Here is a 19,710-nt window from a genome sequence, read left to right as displayed (position 1 = left end):
TGGTACTTTCATTTTACACTGGGATACCATGGGTGTTTTTTATTTTTTAGGTGTTGCACTTAATATTACAATTCAAGTTATAAAGATTTATCGTTTCAGGGTCAGGTCAAAAATAGTAAAAGGAAGGCCTCCTATCGCGGGAGCCTTCCTTTTTTTCGTTACTCAACTGGTTCCTGTCGACTGACTGCTGCTGCTTTCCTGTAAAAACTGCATTCCTACCCACGTTTTACGGCCCCGCTGCTGGATCCACTGGGTACGCGCGTAGTTATCGGGAAAATGATCCTCCCTCCCGGAAATATAGACAATATCTCCCGGCTGAATGCTTTTGACATTCTTCACCTGCACCCTGCAGCCGCTCATGCTGTAGTCCTTGACTACCGCTTCATAAATAACGTTGTTTACTTTTACAGTTGCCGACATATTAACCTGTTCCCGGACAGCCATCCGCTTTGCCTGGGCGGGCTGTTTTTCCGTGCCACTGAAAAACTTCAGAAAGGCTCTTCCAAGCGAAGAGCGCTCGTAAATACGTTTCGTATAAATATCCGTCATTTCTAAAAACATGACCTGGATTAAACTCCGGTACTGTTCCAACGTCACATTTTGAAATTTACCCCCGGCCGCAGCTGCGGCCTCTGTTTCACCGCCGACCCACAGCTTATGCACGTGGATGCCGTTAATCGGACCGGCGCTGAGCGTAAAGTGTTCTTCATGTGAAAGCCAGGATTTTGCTTCCGGGTGGGCTACTTCAAAACGCACCCCGGTTTCACTAAGGTCCAGCACTTTGCACGGAAGCGTTCTCCCCCCGGCTGACACAGTACCTTCCATATCTACTTTGTGCCGTTCGGCTCCGCGAAAACGCGGACGCTCCACTGAAACCATTAATGCCAGTACGAGAGCTACAGCATTATAGAGAATCCAGAAAATATTAATGTACAGTACATCTTCGTTTTGAAAAAGCGTTAGAGACGTAGTGAAATGCAGCACTACTCTCGCCAGCGCAATAAAGGTGAGCGCAAGCAGTACCAAATACGGAATACTGACCCTCCACAAAAACTGCCGGCGGTCATTTTGGATGCCCTTGGCTGTAACATTGAACTTGATATTTTTCCGCATAAACGCTTCCGTAATTACCGAAACTGCCATGTACGGTGCCATGGCTACTTCATAAACATGGCTCCAGAGCACGGTCCGTTTTTGGTCGGACATTAACCGGAACGCCAGCTGGGATGAAAGAAAGGCCGGGAGCCAGTAAAGCACTAGCGTTTCAAACTCTGCGTTCAGGCTGTAAATGGAAAAAATCAAAAACAACAGCGGCGCCAGCAGGAAAATCATTTTATAAACGCCGAAGAACCAGTAGTTGATGCTGTCCATATAAAACAGCCGCTGCATAAAGGAGAGGCCTTTGATTTTCATCGGATTCCATTTCCGGATAACCTGGATATTGCCCCGGCACCATCGGTCTCTCTGCTTTAAAAGGTCGCCATATGTTTCCGGGGCGAGCCCGACGGCCAGGGTTTCGTTTACAAATACCGTCTTTTGGTCCCCGGTCTGAAGCAGCATTCCAGTCGCCATATCTTCGGTAATCACCCCAGTGGCAAATCCGCCGATATCCTCGAGCGATTTTCTGCGGAACAGGGCGTTACTGCCTACATACATAGTAGCGTTAAAGCGGTCTTTTCCTTCTTCAAGCCGGCGCATGAAAAAATCCTGCTCATTGGTGATGTTGTCTTCAAAAAACAAATTGTACTGAAAAGGATCCGCGTTATAAAACACCTGCGGCGCCTGGACGAACGAAACTTTTTCGTCCGTGAACTGTCCGACGGTGCGCTCGAGGAACTCGGCTTTTGGCACCATATCAGCGTCCATCGTCACGACTATTTCTCCGTCGGTTTTCGTTAACGCATCATTCAGGTTGCCAGCCTTCGCGTGTTCGTTGCCGGGGCGGGAGATATAGCCTACACCTAAGCTTTCTGCAAGACGGCGCACAGACTCTCTTTTTCCGTCATCGCAGACGTACACCCTAAGCAGCTCTTCAGGATAGCGCATCATTGTGCATGCCGTCATGGTGCGCTTCAGAAGGTCTTCCGGTTCGTTATATATGGCGATAAACACATCGACGGTGGGCAGGCTTTCCAGCTCCGAGAGCGGAATATGTTTTCGTTTGAAGGGTTTCCAGGATAAAATCGTAAACATGATTGCCTGGAAATAGCCCATGATCTCTGTGGCCAGTAACAGAATTCCCGCGATAAAGCTGATGATGCCCAGTGTAGGAATCGTTTCGGCCGCTCTCCAGAAAAGATAGACAGCATTGACGATAAGAAAAAGGGAGAGCAGTATATGCCGGGACCATATCCATTTTTTTGCTGAAAAATACAGGAGCATTAGTACAATGATCTCTGCTGCTAAGATGTACCAGAATGTATCGTTCATCTCCTGCCTCCCTATTACAGTATATGATTAAAAATAAATATTCGTTTCATTCGGTCATATGCAGGTTTTACTTCCCAGCTGCTGTCAAACAGCAGCGGCTCCCCGCTTTCTGACTCCTGTTCGGTAACCCAGCTTTCTGCATCACCAACCCCCCAGACGGTAAGGCCGCTGCAGGACTCCTCTTCCATACAGATGCCCGTTACATCTGCATAAATATCTGCCTGTGTTTCCAGACGTGCCTGTCGGGGAGCATCCAGATTCTGCAGTTTTACATCCATTTCGGTTACAGCCGTCTCAAAGCCAGCCGTTCCCCAACGCTTCAAGTTCTCCTGCATCTTTTCCCTGGAAAATCTCGGGTCGGCAGCATCAATATGGGTCTGCATGCCAATACCGTCAATCGGTACGCCCCCTTTTTTCCAGCTGTTCAAGGCTTCAAACATAGCATCCGTTTTTTCATTTTTCATTTCATTGCCATAGTCATTGTAGTAGAGCTTTGCTTCGGGAGCCGCTTCGCGTGCCCATTCGAAGGCAAGAGGAATATATTCCGGGCCTATGTACTCCAACCAGATTGTTTCTTTGTAGCTTCCGTCGTCGTTCCAGGCTTCGTTAACGACGTCCCATTCCTGCACGCGTCCGCTGTAGTGTCCGGCCATTGTCTGCACATGATCCTTCAGCACTACTTTAGCGCTTTGTTCATCCACTACCTCTTCATGAACCCAACCGGGAAGCGCTTCGCCCCATACAAGCGGGTGGCCCCGGACCTTCATATCGTTTTGTTCAGCAGTCTCCACAATTTCATCTGCTTTTTGAAAGCTGTAATTTCCCCGTTCAGGCTGTACGGCCTCCATCTTCATCTCATTTTCCACCGTGACACTGCTGAATTCTTCAACGAGCAGATCTTTATATTTTTCATTGTCCGAAAGCGGGTCCCAACGCACCGAAGCACCTATATAGTGCCCGGAATTCTCCGCGTTTGTACCAAGTGAAGCGTTTGATTTCACTGCAAACCACCCTCCTGCCCCTGCCATAAGTAAGATCAGAAGCCCGGCTGTTACAAAAAAGATCTTTTTCAAAACAGCGTTTTCTCCTTTTGTGCATTGTCATTATAAAGGCTGATTTTATAACTTTTTTTTCCAATTACGTATGTATTTATACTTAATGATACCATTATTTTGGTGCGTTAAGAAGCTTCAACCCACACTTTTCCATTGATTATTCCCATTTGTTTCTATATCCGTAAATTTAAAACGGGAGGCAAATTATGTATAAAAACGCTTTGTTTTTAAAGATTTTTGTTTAAAAACCTGTATTCCTGCCCGATTTATGCTTATAGTGTAACTAGTAAAATTAAGACTGCAGCTGCGATAAGGAGGACCATATATGCTCGCTTTTGAACGAAGAGAAAAAATTCTATCCACCCTCTACAGTGATAAAAAAGTATTCGTCGCCCCCCTGGCTTCAACGTTTAACGTCACTGAGGAAACGATTCGCCGTGACCTTGAAAAGCTTGAACGTGAAGGCATTGTCACCCGTAACTACGGAGGAGCCACGCTCAATGAACGCACGAGTGAAGACCTTCCATACCAGACAAGAAATACGATTAACCTGGAAGAAAAAAGAATTATTGCACAGCTGGTGCCGCCACTCATCAAGGACGGCTCTTCCATTATGGCCGACACGAGTTCCACGGTCTATGAAGCATTGCAGGTGCTTCAGCAGTCCAAGGATCATCTCACCATCATTACAAACAGCGTATCTATTCTGCAGGACTTTGCATTTTCATCCTTTGACGTGTTTTCTACCGGAGGAAGCCTTCGGAAAAACTCGCGCTCTCTGGTAGGGCCGTCAGCCATTCGTTCAGTACAGCAGTACAACGTAGATGCAGCTGTTGTGAGCTGTAAAGGCATTTCCATGACGCAGGGCATCATGGATACGAATGAGCCGGAAGCTGATTTAAAGCAGTACATGCAGAACCAGGCCCGGCAGGTTATTCTGCTTGTTGACCATACAAAGTTCGGAGCTGTCTCCCTGGTCAAAACATTTCCTTTTGAGCAGGTGGACTGCCTGGTAACCAACAAAAAACCTGCGGAGGAGTGGCTCGATTTTTTCGGGCAGCATGGAATCGATGTTGTTTTTCCTTCATAATAAAAGCTCTGTCTCTCTGCTGCAGCTGCAGGGATGACAGAGCTTTTATTTAAGAGCTGGTAAGGTGCTGGACAACATCTTCGGCCATTTGATGGGTTTCCCAGGCCTGTTCATACATATATTCCGGTATAATGTCCTGTTCCACAAAGGCTAGAAAGGTTGTAATAATAGTTTCAAAGCCGCGCTTTTTCAGCGTGGATTCCCAGTCGTTTTCTCCCTGGTACCACACGTCTTTATCTTTATGCACGCTGACATCCCGGACATTGCTTACCGTCAGCGTCTGCTCCTGGTTCATCACATCTACACGTTCCAGGGAGGTGCCGGCTTCGCGGTTCATAATACCGAGCGCCGTCACATTGGGTGACTCAAGCTGAAGCGTCACATGGTGCAAAAGATCATATTCTCCTTTACCGCTCACCGTCATGTTCTCAATGGTTTCCGGAAACAAATACAAAATCGTATCAATCACATGAATAAAGTCGTCAAACACAAACGTACGGGCATCCACTGCCTGATGGCCACGATGCTTTTGAACGATAATCATATTCGTGTCCTCGGCTTCCATAAGCTTTTGATAGGAGGGCGCATGACGGCGGTTAAAGCCGGTCATCAGCAGCAGCCGCTTCTCCTTGGCTTTGGTAAGCAGCCGCTGGGCAGATGCGGCGTGGTACGTAATCGGCTTGTCCACATACACGTGGATGCCCATGTCGAGCAGTGCATCTATAATAGGCTCATGTGCTACGGTCGCTGTATGCACAAATGCTGCTTTCATACCGCAGCTCAGCCACTCGTCCATCTGCTGATACGTGTGAGGTATCGTATACGTATCAGCAATCTCTTTCAACGTATCCGGATTTCTTGTGTACACGTGCAGTTCTACATCTTTTAAGTTGCTTAAAATGGGGAGATACGCTTTTTTGGCAATGTCCCCGATGCCAATCATTCCTATTTTCATGGTGTCCCCTCCCGGGCCTGAGTTCATCAAGATAACGGTTTCAAAATCAACAGGGTAATTTTGAATACCTTCTTCCCTCAGAATACCATAAATTGTTTCTTCACCGTTTTTTCACCAGGTTATTTATAGTAATTTTCTTTCTGTTCAGCTATTTTCTGTATTTCAGCACGAATTTGCTGATACGCGAGCCGGCCGCCGAGACAAAGCAGATCGTCTTCTTTGCTGTAGGGCGTGCGGCTGGTCAAATGAGCAATCTGTTCATCCAGATAGGCGGAGAGCACAGCTAGTTCTTCTTTTTTCACAGTTCTTCACTTCCTTTTTGTACGAAAAGAATCCGGTCAAAGGAAATATTATAATAATTGCCCTGCTCGTCCTTCCAGTGAATAAGCCGCTTTATGTGATCGATATACGTACATACTCCTGTTGTAGCTATATCATCTTCTTCACCTTTCCAGTGCAGCTTCAATTCATGCTTTTCTGCCCAGGCTTTTCGGAGAATTCGTTCCTTCTGTTTCCAGTCCTCCGTTTCTTTTTCCCATTCCGCCGCTATCATGCGGGCCATTGTTTTTTGTTCTTCATTCATCAGCATCACATCCCCTTCAAAGAGAAGTATATTACTTCCATTATACAAGAACGTACGTTCGAGAAAAGGATATTTTTTACTGGTTTTTTTATCTGTCTGGAAAAAAACGCTCTCTGTAAGCATTTCTGTAGGCAGAAAAAAATTTTTTCTTCATACTGTACATAACGTATTTCAAAGGAGGAAAAACATGCAGGTAGATATTTGGTTTGATGTGATGTGCCCGTTTTGTTATTTAGGAAAAAGGCGCTTTGAGGAAGCTTTGGAAAGCATGACGTTCAAGCACCAGGTGCAGGTGATTTATCACAGCTTTCAGCTGAATCCGGACATGCCAAAAAATCCGGCATCGGACATTCATACCTTTCTTTCTGAACAAAAGGGCATGGACCGGGAGCAGGTACTGACATTTCACCGGCAGCTTACCGAGCAGGCGCAGGATATCGGTTTGGAGTATAACATGGACGAAGCAGTGCCGGCTAACTCCTTTGACGCCCACCGGCTGCTGCAGTTCGCCACAGAGCGCGGCAAAAACAACCGCATGGCTGAGCGCCTCCTGCGCGCATATTTTACTGAATCCAAAAACATTGCAGATATTGACACCCTCGCCGGACTCGCGGGAGACGTCGGCCTCGTGGAGGAAGAAACGAAGGAGCTGCTTGAGCTCGATGCCTACACGCCGAGTGTGCAAAAAGATTTACAGGAAGCTTCCTATATAGGAATTGACGGCGTTCCTTTTTATGTATTCGATGAAACGTACACCCTCTCCGGTGCTCAGCCGGCAGAAACATTTGAACAGGCGCTCCAGCAGGTTTGGGACGAAAAGCAGCAGGCATAACAGTAGAAGCTCTTCCTTTCCGGGAGGGCTTTTCGCATAAAGATAGGTCAAAAGTAAAGCTTCATACACCTGCTCACAGGGAAAGCTAAATCCATAATTGAAAAACAGGAGGCCTGAACTATGCTTGCTATTAAAGTGAATCGCGCCTTTCATAAACTAAACAAACACGCAGCCCCGGCTGCTGAAACGGCTCTTAGAAGCAATGAATCAATCGTGGTGCATTTAACCAGCACCCAGGAGCGGAAGGTACAGGACTCTCTTTATTTTCTTGAAGAGGAACAATTAATTTACTGTACCAGGTTCGAAGAAGAAACAAGCACCGATCCCCGAATAAACACCATACTCGAGCTCATCCCTCTTCCAAGACTCTTCGACGTTTTGGATGCATAAAAAAGGTCTCCCCGGAGGTACGGGGAGACGCATAGAGGGGTTCCCTGTCCAGTGAGATGAACCTGGGGGGATCAACACCTCCTATGTTAAGCCTTCAATGTAACGCTTGTGTGAAGAAGCTGTTAACGTTTTGTTATTTTCTTTTGACAGGCTGCTTTTTTGCCATAAGCACCGCCGCACAAAAAATCATAATCCCAATTCCAATCGCCCCGGCGAGCCACAGAGCATTTAACAGCGCAAGCAGAGTAAACATAAAGGTAAGCAGGATATATAAAGCAGCAGTGCGCGGCTGCCAATAAGCCGACACGTCAAACAGCCTTCCCTGAAAACGAAGGACTAAATACATAATCGTGTGCAGAAGAAAACCGATAATAAACCAGCCCTGAAAATTCGAAAACGGAATACCGTAATACCAGCCGCCCTCATTCCATATCCAGTACCCCTGAACCAGATAGTTTACAGGGTCGAGCACAAAATCAACTCCTGTGACTAGAAGCGCCCCCAAAAGCACATAAAAAACAAACGCTCCCCACCCGCGAAGGTGTGGAAACATACCCAGAACGTACAGCATCAACGCGTGTGAACCCGACACGATGGCAACCCATGCTGCCCCGATTGTCAGCGGCACTCCAAGAACCATCGTCCCGAAATCAGAAGCGTATTCGTAGCTTCCGAAAAAGAGATTCAGCTGTACACCGATCCCTTCAAGAAACATCGAAAGCAGAAAGATAACGGCAGTAAGTCCGCCTCCGGTTTTTCCTCCATACGACCGGATCAGAAAAAAAGCTCCAATCACTCCAGTTAAATACAGGAAAACAGCGTTTGCCCATTCAAGCCATGCCGGCAGCAAATCGAACGTCAGCAGCACAAGACCGCATATGTACCAAAAGATAAAAAAACGAAATAATCCTATGTCGAAAGATAAATTTTTCATGGGCCCTCCTGAAGTTACAGACTATTGATGGATGCCTCTTTCTATTTCCCGGGTAATACTTGTTTTAATTATCATTTGTAAAAAAAACAGAAGACCCCGGAGGATTTTCTGTTTGCAATCGATATTTTCTCTAAATTTTAAAGTAGCTGACCTCCTGCTGAAGATCCTCTGCCATGGAAGCAAGCGTTTCGGCCGCAGAAGAAATTTCCTGCATCGAGGCCAGCTGCTCCTCTGTGGACGCCGCCACCTCTTCAGACGAAGCTGCGTTTTCCTGCGCGATGGAAGAGATGTCAGAAGCTGAATGCGAAATGCGTTCGACGCTTGTCGCCATGCTCCGGATTGTTCCGGTCACTTCTTCAATTTTTGGACCCATATGCTCCATACTGTCAAGAATGTGCTGAAACTGTTTAGAGGTATCCTCGGAGACGGTCAGCCCCTGTTCTGCATTTTTGGACACGCCTTCCATTTGAATCACAGACTGCTCTGCATCACTTTGAATGCTTTTAATCAGCGTACCAATCTGTTCTGCCGAAGTGGAGGACTGCTCTGCAAGCTTCCGCACCTCTTCTGCTACGACGGCAAAGCCCTTCCCCTGTTCGCCGGCTCTTGCTGCTTCAATAGCTGCGTTTAAAGCAAGCAGGTTAGTCTGACTCGCAATGCCGGTAATAACCTCCAGGATACCGCCGATCTCTTTGGAGCGGTCCGACAGAGCCTGAATCACCTGGTTCGATGCGGTAACGGAACGGTGGATATCCTGCATCTGGGAGAGGTTGCTTTCTACATATCTGCTGCCTTCCCGGGCCCTCTCCGCTGTCTCAGCTGACAGCTGAAGCACGTTATCTGTTCGTTCTTCAATTTTTTTCACTCCGCCGGCCACTTCTTCAAGCGCGGCGCTGTTATGTTCAATGTTTTCCGTCTGTCTTTCTGCTCCGCTTGCCACCTGCTCGGTAGCCACAGCTACTTCACTTGTCGCCTGCGAGGTCTGCTCCGAGCTTGCCTTTAGCTGCTCTGACGAGGAGCTCATATGCTCCACAGATGCAGAAAGTTTGGTGAGAATGCCCCGAAGAGAATCCACCATATGGTTAAAGCTTGCGGCGAGGGATCCGATTTCATCGCTGCTGTTTACTTCCACCCGCCCGGTAAGGTCGCCGCCGCTGATTTTCTCAGCGGAAGCCTGCAGACGCTGGATTGGCTTTAAAATATTTTTCACGATAAAGTAGACAAACAAAAGACCTGCAAGGAGCGCGGCGGCAATGACGATGCCGGTTCTCCATAAAATCGGCGCCGCTACTTCCCGAAATTCGCTCGTATACATCGTGCCGCCGATTGTCCATCCGGTCGCTTCATTCTGTATAAACTCCATTTCCTTTTCTTCCCCATCCAGCGTATACGAAAAATGGCCCTCGCCCTGGCCGTCTATTTGGCTGTAGATGTGTTTCTCCATTGGGTCTCCCGCTTCTGCGTTTGGATTCACCATATAATTGCCCTGGGAATCCGTCATTACAACATATCCTTCATCTCCAATGGCCGCCTCCGCTGCCAGGGATTCGAGGGAGGATAAATCATAGTCAATGGCCATTACCCCCGAGCCGTCATCCAGCTGCTGGGTGATCGTTACGATCTGGGCTTCTGTCGCTGCATCGACATAAACATCGGTAAGCACCGGCTCGCCTCCGGCATCGACCGCTTCCTGAAACCACGGGCGTTCAGTTGGATCATAATCCTCCGGCAGCTCCCCCTGCTCCGACGCAAATAGGGTTTTTCCTTCATTGGAGCCCGTATAGATGGAAATAACCTTATCGTGTGTTTGAATATAGTCATTAAAGGTGTTAAGCATCTGTTCTTCAGCGCCAGAATTGGTAAATGATTCTTCCGTAACAAGACCGGCGTAATGGCCGATGTCGGCAATTCTTGCATCCATCTCTCCTTGCACCTGTTGGTTAATCAGACCAATGCTATCCCCGGCATTGTTGTTCATCTGGCTTCTGACCTCGTTTGTTGCAGAGCTGTAGGAGCTGAAGCCGATAATAATGCCTGGGACCAGCAGCACAAGAAGAAATGATACATATAATTTTTTTCGAAGCGTTAATGATTGGAGCATAGACATCCTCTTTTCCCGATAAATTTTTCTATGTAATAGGCCTTCTACTATTATCTATCGGTTCATTTAGAAAATTATTTGTTGCTGAAATCGTTCTCATTCATATTTGCATGAAAAAATCCTCTCCTAGTAAAAGGAGAGGAAAATATTTTATTGATATTCAAGCTGCACGCTGTTCAGCGAAGCAAAAACACCGTTTTTATGAATCAACTCTTCGTACGTCCCCTGCTCAGCAATACGGCCGCCGGTCACCACTACAATATTATCGGCGTGCCGTACGGTCGCAAGCCGGTGAGCGATAACAATCGTCGTCCGGTTTTCCGCCAGCTGGGTCAGCGACTGCTGAATCAGTGCTTCCGTTTCTGTATCGAGTGCCGAGGTTGCTTCATCCAGAATTAAAATCGGCGGGTTTTTCAAAAAAGCCCGGGCAATTGCAATCCGCTGCTTCTGGCCGCCGGAAAGCTTTAACCCCCGCTGCCCGATTTCTGTTTCATACCCGTCCGGAAGCTCCTCTACAAAGCCGTCCAGGTTCGCCAGACGGGCAGCTTCTTCAATCTCTTCTTCTTCAGCCGTTAAGCGCCCGTACGCAATATTTTCCTTCAACGTGCCGTTAAACAAAAACACATCCTGCTGCACCATGCCAATCTGGGAACGGAGGGATTCCTTTGTCATGTTCCGGATGTCTATACCGTTAATCGTCACAGCGCCGGCGTCCACGTCGTAAAACCGCGGGATCAGCGAGCTGATTGTTGTCTTCCCGGCCCCGGAGGAGCCGACAAAGGCAACTGTTTTCCCCGCTTCTACCGTCACGTTCATATCCCGGAGCACCGGTTGGCTTTCATGGTACCCAAATGTAACATTCTCTAGCTTAATATCGCCTGTAAGCACCGGAGCTTCCACTGCATCAGGACGATCGACAATATCCTTTTCCGCATCGGTCATCTGCACGAACCGTTTAAAGCCGGCCATGCCCTTCGGGTACAGCTCTAAAATGGCACTGATTTTTTCTATCGGTTTGAAGAGCACATTCACATACAAAATAAAGCCAACGAACTCCCCGTTTGTAATAGCGCCTGTGTAAACGAGCCAGGCGCCATAAACAAGCACTGCCAGAATCATAAGACGGGTCGTCAAGAAAATAGTCGCCGTCGTGTGGCCCATCGTCCGGTAGCCCGACAGCTTAGCCTGACGGTAGCGGTTGTTGTTTTTAGCAAACCGGTCGATTTCAAAGGCTTCATTGGTAAAGGACTGCACAACCCGTGCCCCGGATACGCTGTCCTCCACCCGGGCGTTCACGTCGCCGATTTCTGCGTACATTTTTGTCCACGCTTTGTTCATTTGAATGTTCGTATAGGTGATAAGTGCAATCAAAAAAGGTACAAACACAAGCGCAACAAGGGCAAGCTGTGGATTAATCGAAAACATAATCGTAAAAGCTCCCGCAAACGTCATTATGGCAATAAATAAATCCTCCGGCCCGTGGTGGGCAAGCTCGCCAATATCGAATAGGTCGTTGGTGATACGGCTGATAATGTGGCCGGTTTTTGTGTTATCAAAAAAGCGGTACGACTGGCCCTGCACGCTCTTGAACAGCTCCCGCCGCATATCGGTTTCGATATTAATGCCAAGCTTGTGTCCGAGATAGTTGACGATATACTGCAGGTAGGCACTAAATAGATAGACAGCAAGCAGACCGGCGGACACCCACACGACCAGGTTCCAATCCTCCTGAGGGAGCAGGGAATCAATAAACCACTGGACCACGAGCGGGAAAACCAGATCCAGGGCCGCAACAGCGATCGCGCTGAAAAAATCAAGGAAATATGTTAATATAGATGCACTGAACGCCGTTAGGTATGTTGACCTTCCCGAAAACTTCCTAAGCTTCAGTATACAGCTGTAGAAGCTGTTTTTCTCTGTATATGCGGCGCTGTACGCCAAAAAGCCTGAAAGCATTGCTGCTTCCAGGCTCTTTTTTTGATTTTATTTAAACGGCTGTTTTTCGAGAGCTTCGTTATTATTCCGTTCATGTGGCATAAGAAGCGGCTTTGGAACAGCCTTTTTCTTTGTAGCTTCCGAAACCACAAAGATGAGAATAAACGCGATTATCACGGCCACCGTTCGAAAAGGGAAAAGCACAATACCGTCTTCAATCATTGGGTACGGAAGAAAAGCCGGCAGTCCAATCACCGGCTCCCCGCCGCCGAGGCGCAAAAAGATAGATACAATAAATGCTGTAAGGGATCCGTACACGTTCGCATTTTTATAAAACAAAGCCATGGTCAGCTGTGGAAACAATATACAGAAAATCAAATCCGATGCAAGGTACCACAGGGTATACACACTTCCAACATTCAAAGCAATCAGCGTCGCTGCCGCCCCGATAATCACAATCGAGGTCTTGATCACCTTTTTCAGTTCATCGTTGGAGGCTTTCGGACGAATCAGCGGACGGTATATATTCCATGACGCCATCGAGGATGCAGACAAAATCGAGGAATCCATGGAAGACATAACGGCTGCTGCAAGAGCCCCGAGGCCAATGGCCGCTACCCATCCCGGCGTCAGATGCTGAAGCACCTCCGGCAGTACCATGGCCGCTGTCTCCGGCGCTGAAGTACCAAAGGATGCCCAGTCGACATTGTAGCCAATCATACCAATAAGCACAGCAGGGACAGCCGCAATAATACACACAACACCGGCAATGATCGAAAACCACATCGCCGTTTTTTCATCTTTAGCAGAGAGCACGCGCTGGAAATACACCTGCCAGGCAATGCCGCCGAAAATCAATAAAAAGGCATAGTCCCACCAGTTCCAGAAATAGTTGCCCCATTCCGGATGGTTCCACCCGTCAAGCGGTGGAAAAAGGTTCGCGTAGGTGCCAAGATCCGCCTGATAATCATTCCAGTTGACGCTCAGGCTGCTGGTGCTGCCAAAGGCAAACGGCAGCACCAAGAACAAGCCACCCAACAACAGAATCATCTGTAAAAGGTCTGTATAGGCAACTGCCCACATCCCACCGAACACGGTGTAAGCAATCGCGATAACGGCTGAAATGACAATCGACGTTGTAAAATCGATTCCTAAAATCGTGCCGAACGTCGTCCCAAGCGCCGTCAGTATCGCGCCGCTCCAGAATACTTCCCCGAGAAGCGCCGGAAGATACAGCAGGCCGCCCATTTTCTTTCCAAACCGCTGTTCAAGCGGATCAATAATGGTTTTGAATTCATACCGCCGCATCTTTCTAGCATAAAAAATACCACCAATAATAAGGCTGAGAGCGTACCCCCACGGAGCCTGGGCCCATACAAGGCCGTCAACGTATGTCGATTCTGCGGTGCCGTTAATATAACCGCCGCCTACCCAGGTGGCGGCCATGGTGAAAATCATGATAACAAGCGGCAGGCTGCGTTTGGCCACCATCATGTCGTCGAGGGAATCAGATTTTTTAGCGGCGAAATAGGCGCCGACATAGTACATCAGAGCATAGAAAACAAGCATGGCAATAAAGCCGCTCCACATCACTTCGTCACCAGTAGCAATTATGTAAATCAGTACTGCTGCTACCAAAAGGACAAACCCCAGACTCTTTAATAAGTTTAAATTTTTCTCGATCACGAGCAACACCTCTATTTTTTATAAAATTCTAAATATTGAGAAAACGTTTTCCGGAGAGATACAGTAAAACTGCTATCTCTCTTTTTCATCTTCATCGTCTTCTTCTATCGGAATATATTTAAATAATTCTCCTGTTTCAATGGACTCCACGAGACGACTCAGCCATTTGTAGTACTTAATCGACTGGCTGAGGATGCGTTGAATCTCCCGCGCTTCTTCTTTTATAGACTCTTCTGCTTCTTCCGACTGAATCAGCATGTCCAGCTGCTCCCAGGCGCTTTCAATGGCGCTCAGATTCGTCCGCACTTCTCTCTCCCACTGCTGGGTAAAGAAGTTGGTGAAAAAACGGAAAAAATCCTTTTCGGCTACGTAGGTCTGCTTTCGCTTTCCTCGCCGATGCGTTTTCTTTACAACATTGAACTCCTGAAGCTTTCGTACTCCGGTGCTCATACTCGGTTTACTCATTCCGAGTTTTTCTCTCATTTCATCCAGCGTCATATCGCCTTCAACATACATTGTCCCATACAAAGTGCCAACGCTTCTTGTGACACCGTACAAATCCATGGTTTCAGCCAGGGAATCAATGATAATGTCTTTGGCGCCTTCGAGTGACTCCCTCCATTCATCCTGGTGATGAGAATCCGTCATGGGCCCCTCCTTTTCTATTAAAAAAATTCAATTTGTTAAATATTTTCTTCACAATATCTAATCTTAACGTATAAAAATTTCTTGTCAAATGCCTGATCAAAAATATTGGACTGTAATCTTATATGTGCATTCCCCTGGAAATAAAAAGGCTTCGGATATACTCGCACGCGCGAGAGAGTCTAATAAAAATTTTAAAATTTATTTATTTCAGAGTAATGAATCCGGGCGTTGGATAGAAATTTCCCTGCAGGTCTTTGACAAGATAGTTGAAAGCTGATAGATTTATATTATTCAAAACGTTAAATATTTTTTTAACAAAGTTAACAATTAGGAGGCATACACATATGGATATTCGCATGTACATTGACGGCGAATGGGTAGACGCTGCTGGCGGCGAAACCCGGGATATCATTAATCCGCTCGACCAGAGCGTTATTACGCAGGCAGCGGAAGGCTCCCGAGAGGACGCTGTAAAAGCCGTGCAGGCTGCCCGCCGGGCATTTGACAGAGGCTCCTGGGCCGCGACGCCCGCTTCAGAGCGCGGAGCGTATGTATTAAAGGTCGCCCAGCTGATTGAGCGGGATAAAGAAGAACTTGCAGAGCTCGAAACGCTCGATACTGGTAAAACAATGGGAGAAAGCCGTGCCGATATGGATGATATCGCCGGAGTATTCCATTATTTTGCCGGACTTGCTGATAAAGACGGTGGCGAATACATTGCTTCCCCGCTTCCAGACTCGGACAGCAAAATTGTACGTGAGCCTGTCGGCGTATGCGGCCAGATCACTCCATGGAACTACCCGCTGCTGCAGGCATCCTGGAAGATTGCACCGGCAATTGCAACGGGAAACACCATTATCGTAAAACCAAGTGAAATTACGCCGCTTACGACCGTCAAGGTATTTCAGTTGATGGAAGAAGCCGGCCTTCCGGCAGGAGTTGCCAACCTTGTGCTCGGAAAAGGCACCGACGTAGGTGCGGAGCTTTCTGAAAGCGCGGACGTGGACCTGATTTCCTTTACAGGCGGTATTGAAACCGGCCGTAAAATCATGCAGTCCGCCGCCTCCAATATGAAAAAAATCGCCCTTGAGCTCGGCGGTAAAAACCCTAACATTGTTTTCGCCGATGCTGATTTCGATCTTGCCGTGGACCAGGCGCTAAACGCCGCTTTTTTTCATGCCGGACAGGTTTGTTCTGCCGGAGCACGGCTTTTGGTGGAGGAATCTATCCATGACGATTTCGTTAACGCGATCGTCGACCGGGTGAAAAACATTCGTCTCGGCAGTGGCAAGGATGAAGAAACACAGATGGGACCGCTTATTTCCGCAGAGCACCTGAGCAAGGTCGAAAACTATATCGAAATTGGTAAACAGGAAGGAGCAACAGTTGCTGCAGGCGGCGAACGGCCAAACGACGAAACGCTCCAAAAAGGGTTCTTTCTTCTGCCGACGATCTTTACCGACTGCCGCTCCGATATGAGAATCGTGCAGGAAGAAATCTTCGGACCGGTACTTACCGTGGAAACCTTCACCTCTGAAGAAGAAGCCGTGGAAAAAGCGAACGACACGGTTTACGGCCTTGCCGGCGCTACATTTACCACAGACATCAGCAAAGCAGAGCGAGTAGCTTCCAGTCTCCGTCTTGGCACCGTCTGGATCAATGACTTCCATCCTTATTTTGCCCAGGCGCCTTGGGGCGGCTACAAGCAGTCCGGTATCGGCCGGGAGCTTGGCAAGGTCGGCATGGAAGAGTACACCGAAACAAAACACATCTTCCGTAACACTAACCCGGAAGTTCTGAATTTTTTCTAGATCGACATCAACAGATAAATACAAACTCTATAAATAATTTCTCGTTTTTTATGTTGAGTAAGTATCATTTTATTAATAACTCTCTACGAAATAACATAGTTGGAGCAAAAGTTATTATATAGCTTCACACACATCGTTAAACAAAGAAAATCTTTGGGGGTGCACAATATGAGTGAAACATTTGACTATGTAATTATTGGCGGAGGAAGTGCAGGATCTATACTTGCGAACCGGTTGAGCGCTGATAGAAATAATAGCGTGCTTGTACTAGAAGCAGGGCGAAGTGACTATGCGTGGGATCTACTGATTCAGATGCCGGCGGCTTTGCCGTTCCCGGCAGGAAAGAGTCTCTATGACTGGAAGTATCTGTCTGATCCGGAACCATACATGAACGGCCGACGCATTAAGCATGCGCGAGGAAAAGTACTCGGCGGATCTAGCTCTATTAACGGAATGATTTATCAGCGCGGAAATCCCCTCGATTATGAACGATGGGGTGCAGACGAAGGTATGGAGGAGTGGAACTACGCGCACTGTCTTCCATACTTCAAGCGGTTGGAAAACGCGTTGGCAGCTGAAGAAGGTGACGAATTCCGCGGGCAGGACGGTCCGCTGAAGCTGGAACGGGGACCAGCAACGAGTCCGTTGTTCCAGGCTTTTTTTGAATCAGCCGTAGAAGCAGGCTATGCGCGCACACCGGACGTGAACGGTTATCGTCAAGAAGGATTCGGACCGTTTGATAAGCATATTTATAAAGGCAGAAGAATGTCTGCTTCCCGTGCATTTTTACATCCGGTTATGAATCGGAAAAACCTTACAATAAGAACCCGTGCGTTTGTTGAAAGCATAGATTTTAACGGGAAAAAGGCAGAAAGTGTAACATATCAACACAATGGCAAAACACGGAAGGTGAATGCAGGAGAGATCATTCTTTCCGGTGGCGCGATTAATTCTCCGCAGTTGCTTCAGCTTTCCGGAGTCGGTGACGCAGAACACCTTCGTTCGCTTGGGATCGAGCCGGTAGCTGATCTGCCGGGTGTCGGTGAAAATCTGCAAGACCATTTGGAAGCATATATTCAGTATTCCTGCCCACAGCCGGTTTCCATGCAGCCAAACTTGAATAAGTTAAAAATGCCTTGGATAGGTCTGCAGTGGCTTCTTGGCCGTAAAGGTCCTGCAGCGTCGAATCATTTTGAAGGAGGAGGCTTTGTCCGCTCTAACGAAACTGTTCCTTATCCGAATTTAATGTTCCACTTTCTCCCAGTAGCAGTGCGATATGACGGCAAAAAAGCAGATACGGAGCACGGATTCCAAGTGCACGTTGGGCCAATGTATTCTGATGCACGGGGAAGCCTGAAGATCCGCTCCAGGGATCCAAAGGAGTACCCAAGCATGGTGTACAACTATCTTTCCACGGAGCAGGATAGACGCGAGTGGGTTGAAGCGATCCGCATTTCCCGTGAAATCATGGCCCAGCCAGCCATGAAACCATTTAATTCCGGAGAGATCGCTCCAGGAGACGCTGTACAGACCGACGAAGAAATTCTGGAATGGGTTGCAAATGATGCCGAAACGGCGCTGCACCCAAGCTGTACTGCGAAAATGGGGCCTGCTTCAGACCCAATGGCCGTTGTTGATCCAAAGACGTTGAAAGTCCATGGCGTCGAAAACCTTCGCGTCGTAGATGCATCCGTCATGCCTTATGTGACGAACGGGAACATTCATGCACCGGTACTCATGATCGCTGAAAAAGCAGCGGACCTGATCCTTGAGCGTGAGCCGCTCGAACCGATGCATACAAAATTTTATCGTCACGGCGTTGATCCGTCGGATGCAGGGACAATTAAGTCCTAAAATAAAATATTAAAAGGATTCTTTTTATCCAGCGCAGCTTTTTGTAAAAGCCCTCGCTTTGGAAAAAAGGATCTTTTTTCATTCATTAAGGAGGATTTTCCTATGAGCATGAATATGAAAGTCGAAAGCATGTTAAGCTATCACACATTTGAAGTACCCACGGCAATCAAACACGGTATCGGTGCCATCAAACATATTGGGGAAGAAATCAAAGCCCTCGGCTCTGACAAAGTACTGCTCGTCACAGACCCGGGCATCCATAATGCAGGTGTAACAAAGCCTGTTATCGAAAACCTTGAAGCGTCCGGTGTAGAGGTTGTGCTCTTTAATAAAGTAGAGCCGAACCCTCCCGTACGCCTGATTGAAGAAGGCTCCAAATTTTACACAGCAGAAAGCTGCAACGGTTTGGTGGCTGTCGGCGGCGGCAGCTCAATGGATACTGCAAAGGCCATCGGTGTTGAATCTACCCACGAAGGCTCGATTCTCGATTACGAAGCTGCCGAGGGCAAAAAACCGCTCGAGCGCCGTATCCCTCCATTCATCACCGTACCAACAACAGCAGGGACCGGCTCTGAAGTAACCCAGTGGGCGGTAATCACAGACGAAGACCGCGAATTTAAATTTAACACCGGCGGCCCGCTCATTCCGGCATACGTCACCATTATCGATCCGGAGCTGCACGTTTCCATGCCTCCGCATGTAACCGCAATGACTGGTATTGATGCGATCGCTCACGCGGTCGAATGCTATACAATGAAATTCGCCCAGCCTGTCACAGATGCAGTAGCGCTGCTTGCGATTGAGTACGCTGCAAAATACATCCGCCGTGCCTATGCCGACGGGGAAGACCTGGAAGCCCGCTACGGCATGGCTCAGGCTGCAATGCTTGCAGGTCTTTCCTACGGCAGCGAATCTGCCGGCGCTGCTCACGCTATGAGCCAGACACTCGGCGGTATCATTCCAGTAGCACACGGCCAGTGCGTGGCAGCTATGATGGGGCCGGTAATGGAATACAACTGGAAAGGAGCGCCGGAGCGTTTTGCACGTGTCGCCCAGGCATTTGGTATCGACACCGCACGCATGAGCACCGAAGAAGCAGCAAAAGCTTCTGTGCAGTATATGTATGATCTTGCAGAAGAGCTCGACATTCCTTCTCTTGAGGATCAGGGCGTAAATCCTGACATGACCGGGCGTCTTGCCAAAGAAGCAATGAACGACCCGCAGACAGAGGGCAACCCCCGCGACTTGAAAGTGTCCGACTACGAATGGATCTACAAGCGCTGCTTCCACCAGGTGCCAAAAACCGTTTAATGCTATTCTTACGAAAAAAGGGGCTGTCCCAAAATTCGAATGATAGCTCTTTTAAGCGGAAGCTGGAGATGTTTCTCCGGCTTCTTTTTTCGTGG

Annotated in this window: 17 protein-coding genes; 7 read left to right on the top strand and 10 right to left on the bottom strand. The window is 47.9% G+C overall.

Going from position 1 to position 19,710, the window contains the following annotated elements:
• The coding region (locus tag ACTTK7_RS15950; RefSeq protein WP_462869082.1) for a hypothetical protein at positions 1–184 on the top strand (184 nt) is incomplete at its 5' end.
• On the opposite strand, the gene ACTTK7_RS15945 is transcribed toward ACTTK7_RS15950, so the two are convergent.
• Both ACTTK7_RS15945 and ACTTK7_RS15940 read right to left on the bottom strand, forming a co-directional pair.
• On the bottom strand, positions 163–2,430 hold the full coding sequence (locus ACTTK7_RS15945; protein WP_462869081.1) for a glycosyltransferase: 2,268 nt from the start codon (positions 2,428–2,430) through the stop codon (positions 163–165). The genes ACTTK7_RS15950 and ACTTK7_RS15945 overlap by 22 nt on opposite strands.
• A gap of 14 nt (positions 2,431–2,444) precedes the next feature.
• Positions 2,445–3,503: an endo-1,4-beta-xylanase gene (locus tag ACTTK7_RS15940; RefSeq protein WP_462869080.1), complete on the bottom strand. Its 1,059-nt coding sequence runs from the start codon at positions 3,501–3,503 to the stop codon at positions 2,445–2,447.
• A 307-nt stretch (positions 3,504–3,810) separates the two neighbouring features.
• On the opposite strand from ACTTK7_RS15940, the gene ACTTK7_RS15935 reads away from it, so the two are divergent.
• Positions 3,811–4,575, top strand: coding sequence for a DeoR/GlpR family DNA-binding transcription regulator (locus ACTTK7_RS15935; protein WP_462869079.1), 765 nt, complete (start codon positions 3,811–3,813; stop codon positions 4,573–4,575).
• A gap of 49 nt (positions 4,576–4,624) precedes the next feature.
• Here the strand turns inward: ACTTK7_RS15935 and ACTTK7_RS15930 are convergent, their stop codons facing one another.
• The 3 genes from ACTTK7_RS15930 to ACTTK7_RS15920 all read right to left on the bottom strand — a co-directional run bounded on the left by ACTTK7_RS15930 (position 4,625) and on the right by ACTTK7_RS15920 (position 6,113).
• Positions 4,625–5,530 (bottom strand): Gfo/Idh/MocA family protein, encoded by a 906-nt coding sequence (locus ACTTK7_RS15930; RefSeq protein ID WP_462869078.1) that lies wholly within the window; start codon positions 5,528–5,530, stop codon positions 4,625–4,627.
• Positions 5,531–5,649: 119 nt separating this feature from the next.
• Positions 5,650–5,832: a hypothetical protein gene (locus ACTTK7_RS15925; protein ID WP_462869076.1), complete on the bottom strand. Its 183-nt coding sequence runs from the start codon at positions 5,830–5,832 to the stop codon at positions 5,650–5,652.
• On the bottom strand, positions 5,829–6,113 hold the full coding sequence (locus ACTTK7_RS15920; protein ID WP_462869075.1) for a hypothetical protein: 285 nt from the start codon (positions 6,111–6,113) through the stop codon (positions 5,829–5,831). The genes ACTTK7_RS15925 and ACTTK7_RS15920 overlap by 4 nt, the downstream gene beginning before the upstream one ends.
• Before the next feature lie 187 nt (positions 6,114–6,300).
• On the opposite strand from ACTTK7_RS15920, the gene ACTTK7_RS15915 reads away from it, so the two are divergent.
• Together ACTTK7_RS15915 and ACTTK7_RS15910 are read left to right on the top strand one after the other, a co-directional pair.
• Positions 6,301–6,945: a DsbA family oxidoreductase gene (locus ACTTK7_RS15915; RefSeq protein ID WP_462869074.1), complete on the top strand. Its 645-nt coding sequence runs from the start codon at positions 6,301–6,303 to the stop codon at positions 6,943–6,945.
• A gap of 120 nt (positions 6,946–7,065) precedes the next feature.
• Positions 7,066–7,335, top strand: a complete 270-nt coding sequence (locus ACTTK7_RS15910) for a hypothetical protein (protein ID WP_462869072.1) — start codon at positions 7,066–7,068, stop codon at positions 7,333–7,335.
• Between the two features lie 133 nt (positions 7,336–7,468).
• On the opposite strand, the gene ACTTK7_RS15905 is transcribed toward ACTTK7_RS15910, so the two are convergent.
• From ACTTK7_RS15905 to cudC, 5 genes are all read right to left on the bottom strand, one after another.
• Entirely contained in the window at positions 7,469–8,269 is an 801-nt protein-coding gene (locus ACTTK7_RS15905) for a carotenoid biosynthesis protein (RefSeq protein ID WP_462869071.1), read from the bottom strand.
• A gap of 130 nt (positions 8,270–8,399) precedes the next feature.
• Positions 8,400–10,370, bottom strand: a complete 1,971-nt coding sequence (locus ACTTK7_RS15900) for a methyl-accepting chemotaxis protein (protein ID WP_462869070.1) — start codon at positions 10,368–10,370, stop codon at positions 8,400–8,402.
• Positions 10,371–10,520: 150 nt separating this feature from the next.
• The gene (locus ACTTK7_RS15895) at positions 10,521–12,203 is read right to left on the bottom strand and encodes an ABC transporter ATP-binding protein (protein WP_462869083.1); all 1,683 of its coding nucleotides are present in this window, start codon (positions 12,201–12,203) and stop codon (positions 10,521–10,523) included.
• A 150-nt stretch (positions 12,204–12,353) separates the two neighbouring features.
• Positions 12,354–13,991 carry a high affinity choline transporter 1 gene (locus ACTTK7_RS15890; RefSeq protein ID WP_462869069.1) on the bottom strand — a complete coding sequence of 546 codons (1,638 nt, stop codon included), beginning with the start codon at positions 13,989–13,991 and terminating at the stop codon, positions 12,354–12,356.
• A gap of 72 nt (positions 13,992–14,063) precedes the next feature.
• Positions 14,064–14,639 (bottom strand): choline uptake/conversion transcriptional regulator CudC, encoded by a 576-nt coding sequence (gene cudC, locus ACTTK7_RS15885; RefSeq protein WP_462869068.1) that lies wholly within the window; start codon positions 14,637–14,639, stop codon positions 14,064–14,066.
• A 344-nt stretch (positions 14,640–14,983) separates the two neighbouring features.
• On the opposite strand from cudC, the gene betB reads away from it, so the two are divergent.
• The 3 genes from betB to ACTTK7_RS15870 all read left to right on the top strand — a co-directional run bounded on the left by betB (position 14,984) and on the right by ACTTK7_RS15870 (position 19,615).
• Positions 14,984–16,450 carry a betaine-aldehyde dehydrogenase gene (gene betB / locus ACTTK7_RS15880; RefSeq protein ID WP_462869067.1) on the top strand — a complete coding sequence of 489 codons (1,467 nt, stop codon included), beginning with the start codon at positions 14,984–14,986 and terminating at the stop codon, positions 16,448–16,450.
• 168 nt (positions 16,451–16,618) lie between these two features.
• Complete coding sequence (gene betA, locus ACTTK7_RS15875; protein ID WP_462869066.1) at positions 16,619–18,304, top strand: choline dehydrogenase; 1,686 nt, start codon at positions 16,619–16,621, stop codon at positions 18,302–18,304.
• Positions 18,305–18,406: 102 nt separating this feature from the next.
• The gene (locus ACTTK7_RS15870) at positions 18,407–19,615 is read left to right on the top strand and encodes an iron-containing alcohol dehydrogenase (RefSeq protein ID WP_462869065.1); all 1,209 of its coding nucleotides are present in this window, start codon (positions 18,407–18,409) and stop codon (positions 19,613–19,615) included.
• The last annotated feature ends 95 nt before the right edge of the window (positions 19,616–19,710 follow it).

Source organism: Marinococcus tarijensis (assembly GCF_054971385.1).
This window is presented reverse-complemented; position numbering and strand designations above follow the sequence as displayed.

Coding starts and splice junctions, on each gene's coding strand:
- ACTTK7_RS15945 (WP_462869081.1), bottom strand. CDS start 2,430: ATGAACGATACATTCTGGTACATCTTAGCAGCAGAGATCATTGTACTA.
- ACTTK7_RS15935 (WP_462869079.1), top strand. CDS start 3,811: ATGCTCGCTTTTGAACGAAGAGAAAAAATTCTATCCACCCTCTACAGT.
- ACTTK7_RS15930 (WP_462869078.1), bottom strand. CDS start 5,530: ATGAAAATAGGAATGATTGGCATCGGGGACATTGCCAAAAAAGCGTAT.
- ACTTK7_RS15920 (WP_462869075.1), bottom strand. CDS start 6,113: ATGAATGAAGAACAAAAAACAATGGCCCGCATGATAGCGGCGGAATGG.
- ACTTK7_RS15915 (WP_462869074.1), top strand. CDS start 6,301: ATGCAGGTAGATATTTGGTTTGATGTGATGTGCCCGTTTTGTTATTTA.
- ACTTK7_RS15910 (WP_462869072.1), top strand. CDS start 7,066: ATGCTTGCTATTAAAGTGAATCGCGCCTTTCATAAACTAAACAAACAC.
- ACTTK7_RS15905 (WP_462869071.1), bottom strand. CDS start 8,269: ATGAAAAATTTATCTTTCGACATAGGATTATTTCGTTTTTTTATCTTT.
- ACTTK7_RS15900 (WP_462869070.1), bottom strand. CDS start 10,370: ATGCTCCAATCATTAACGCTTCGAAAAAAATTATATGTATCATTTCTT.
- cudC (WP_462869068.1), bottom strand. CDS start 14,639: ATGACGGATTCTCATCACCAGGATGAATGGAGGGAGTCACTCGAAGGC.
- betB (WP_462869067.1), top strand. CDS start 14,984: ATGGATATTCGCATGTACATTGACGGCGAATGGGTAGACGCTGCTGGC.
- betA (WP_462869066.1), top strand. CDS start 16,619: ATGAGTGAAACATTTGACTATGTAATTATTGGCGGAGGAAGTGCAGGA.
- ACTTK7_RS15870 (WP_462869065.1), top strand. CDS start 18,407: ATGAGCATGAATATGAAAGTCGAAAGCATGTTAAGCTATCACACATTT.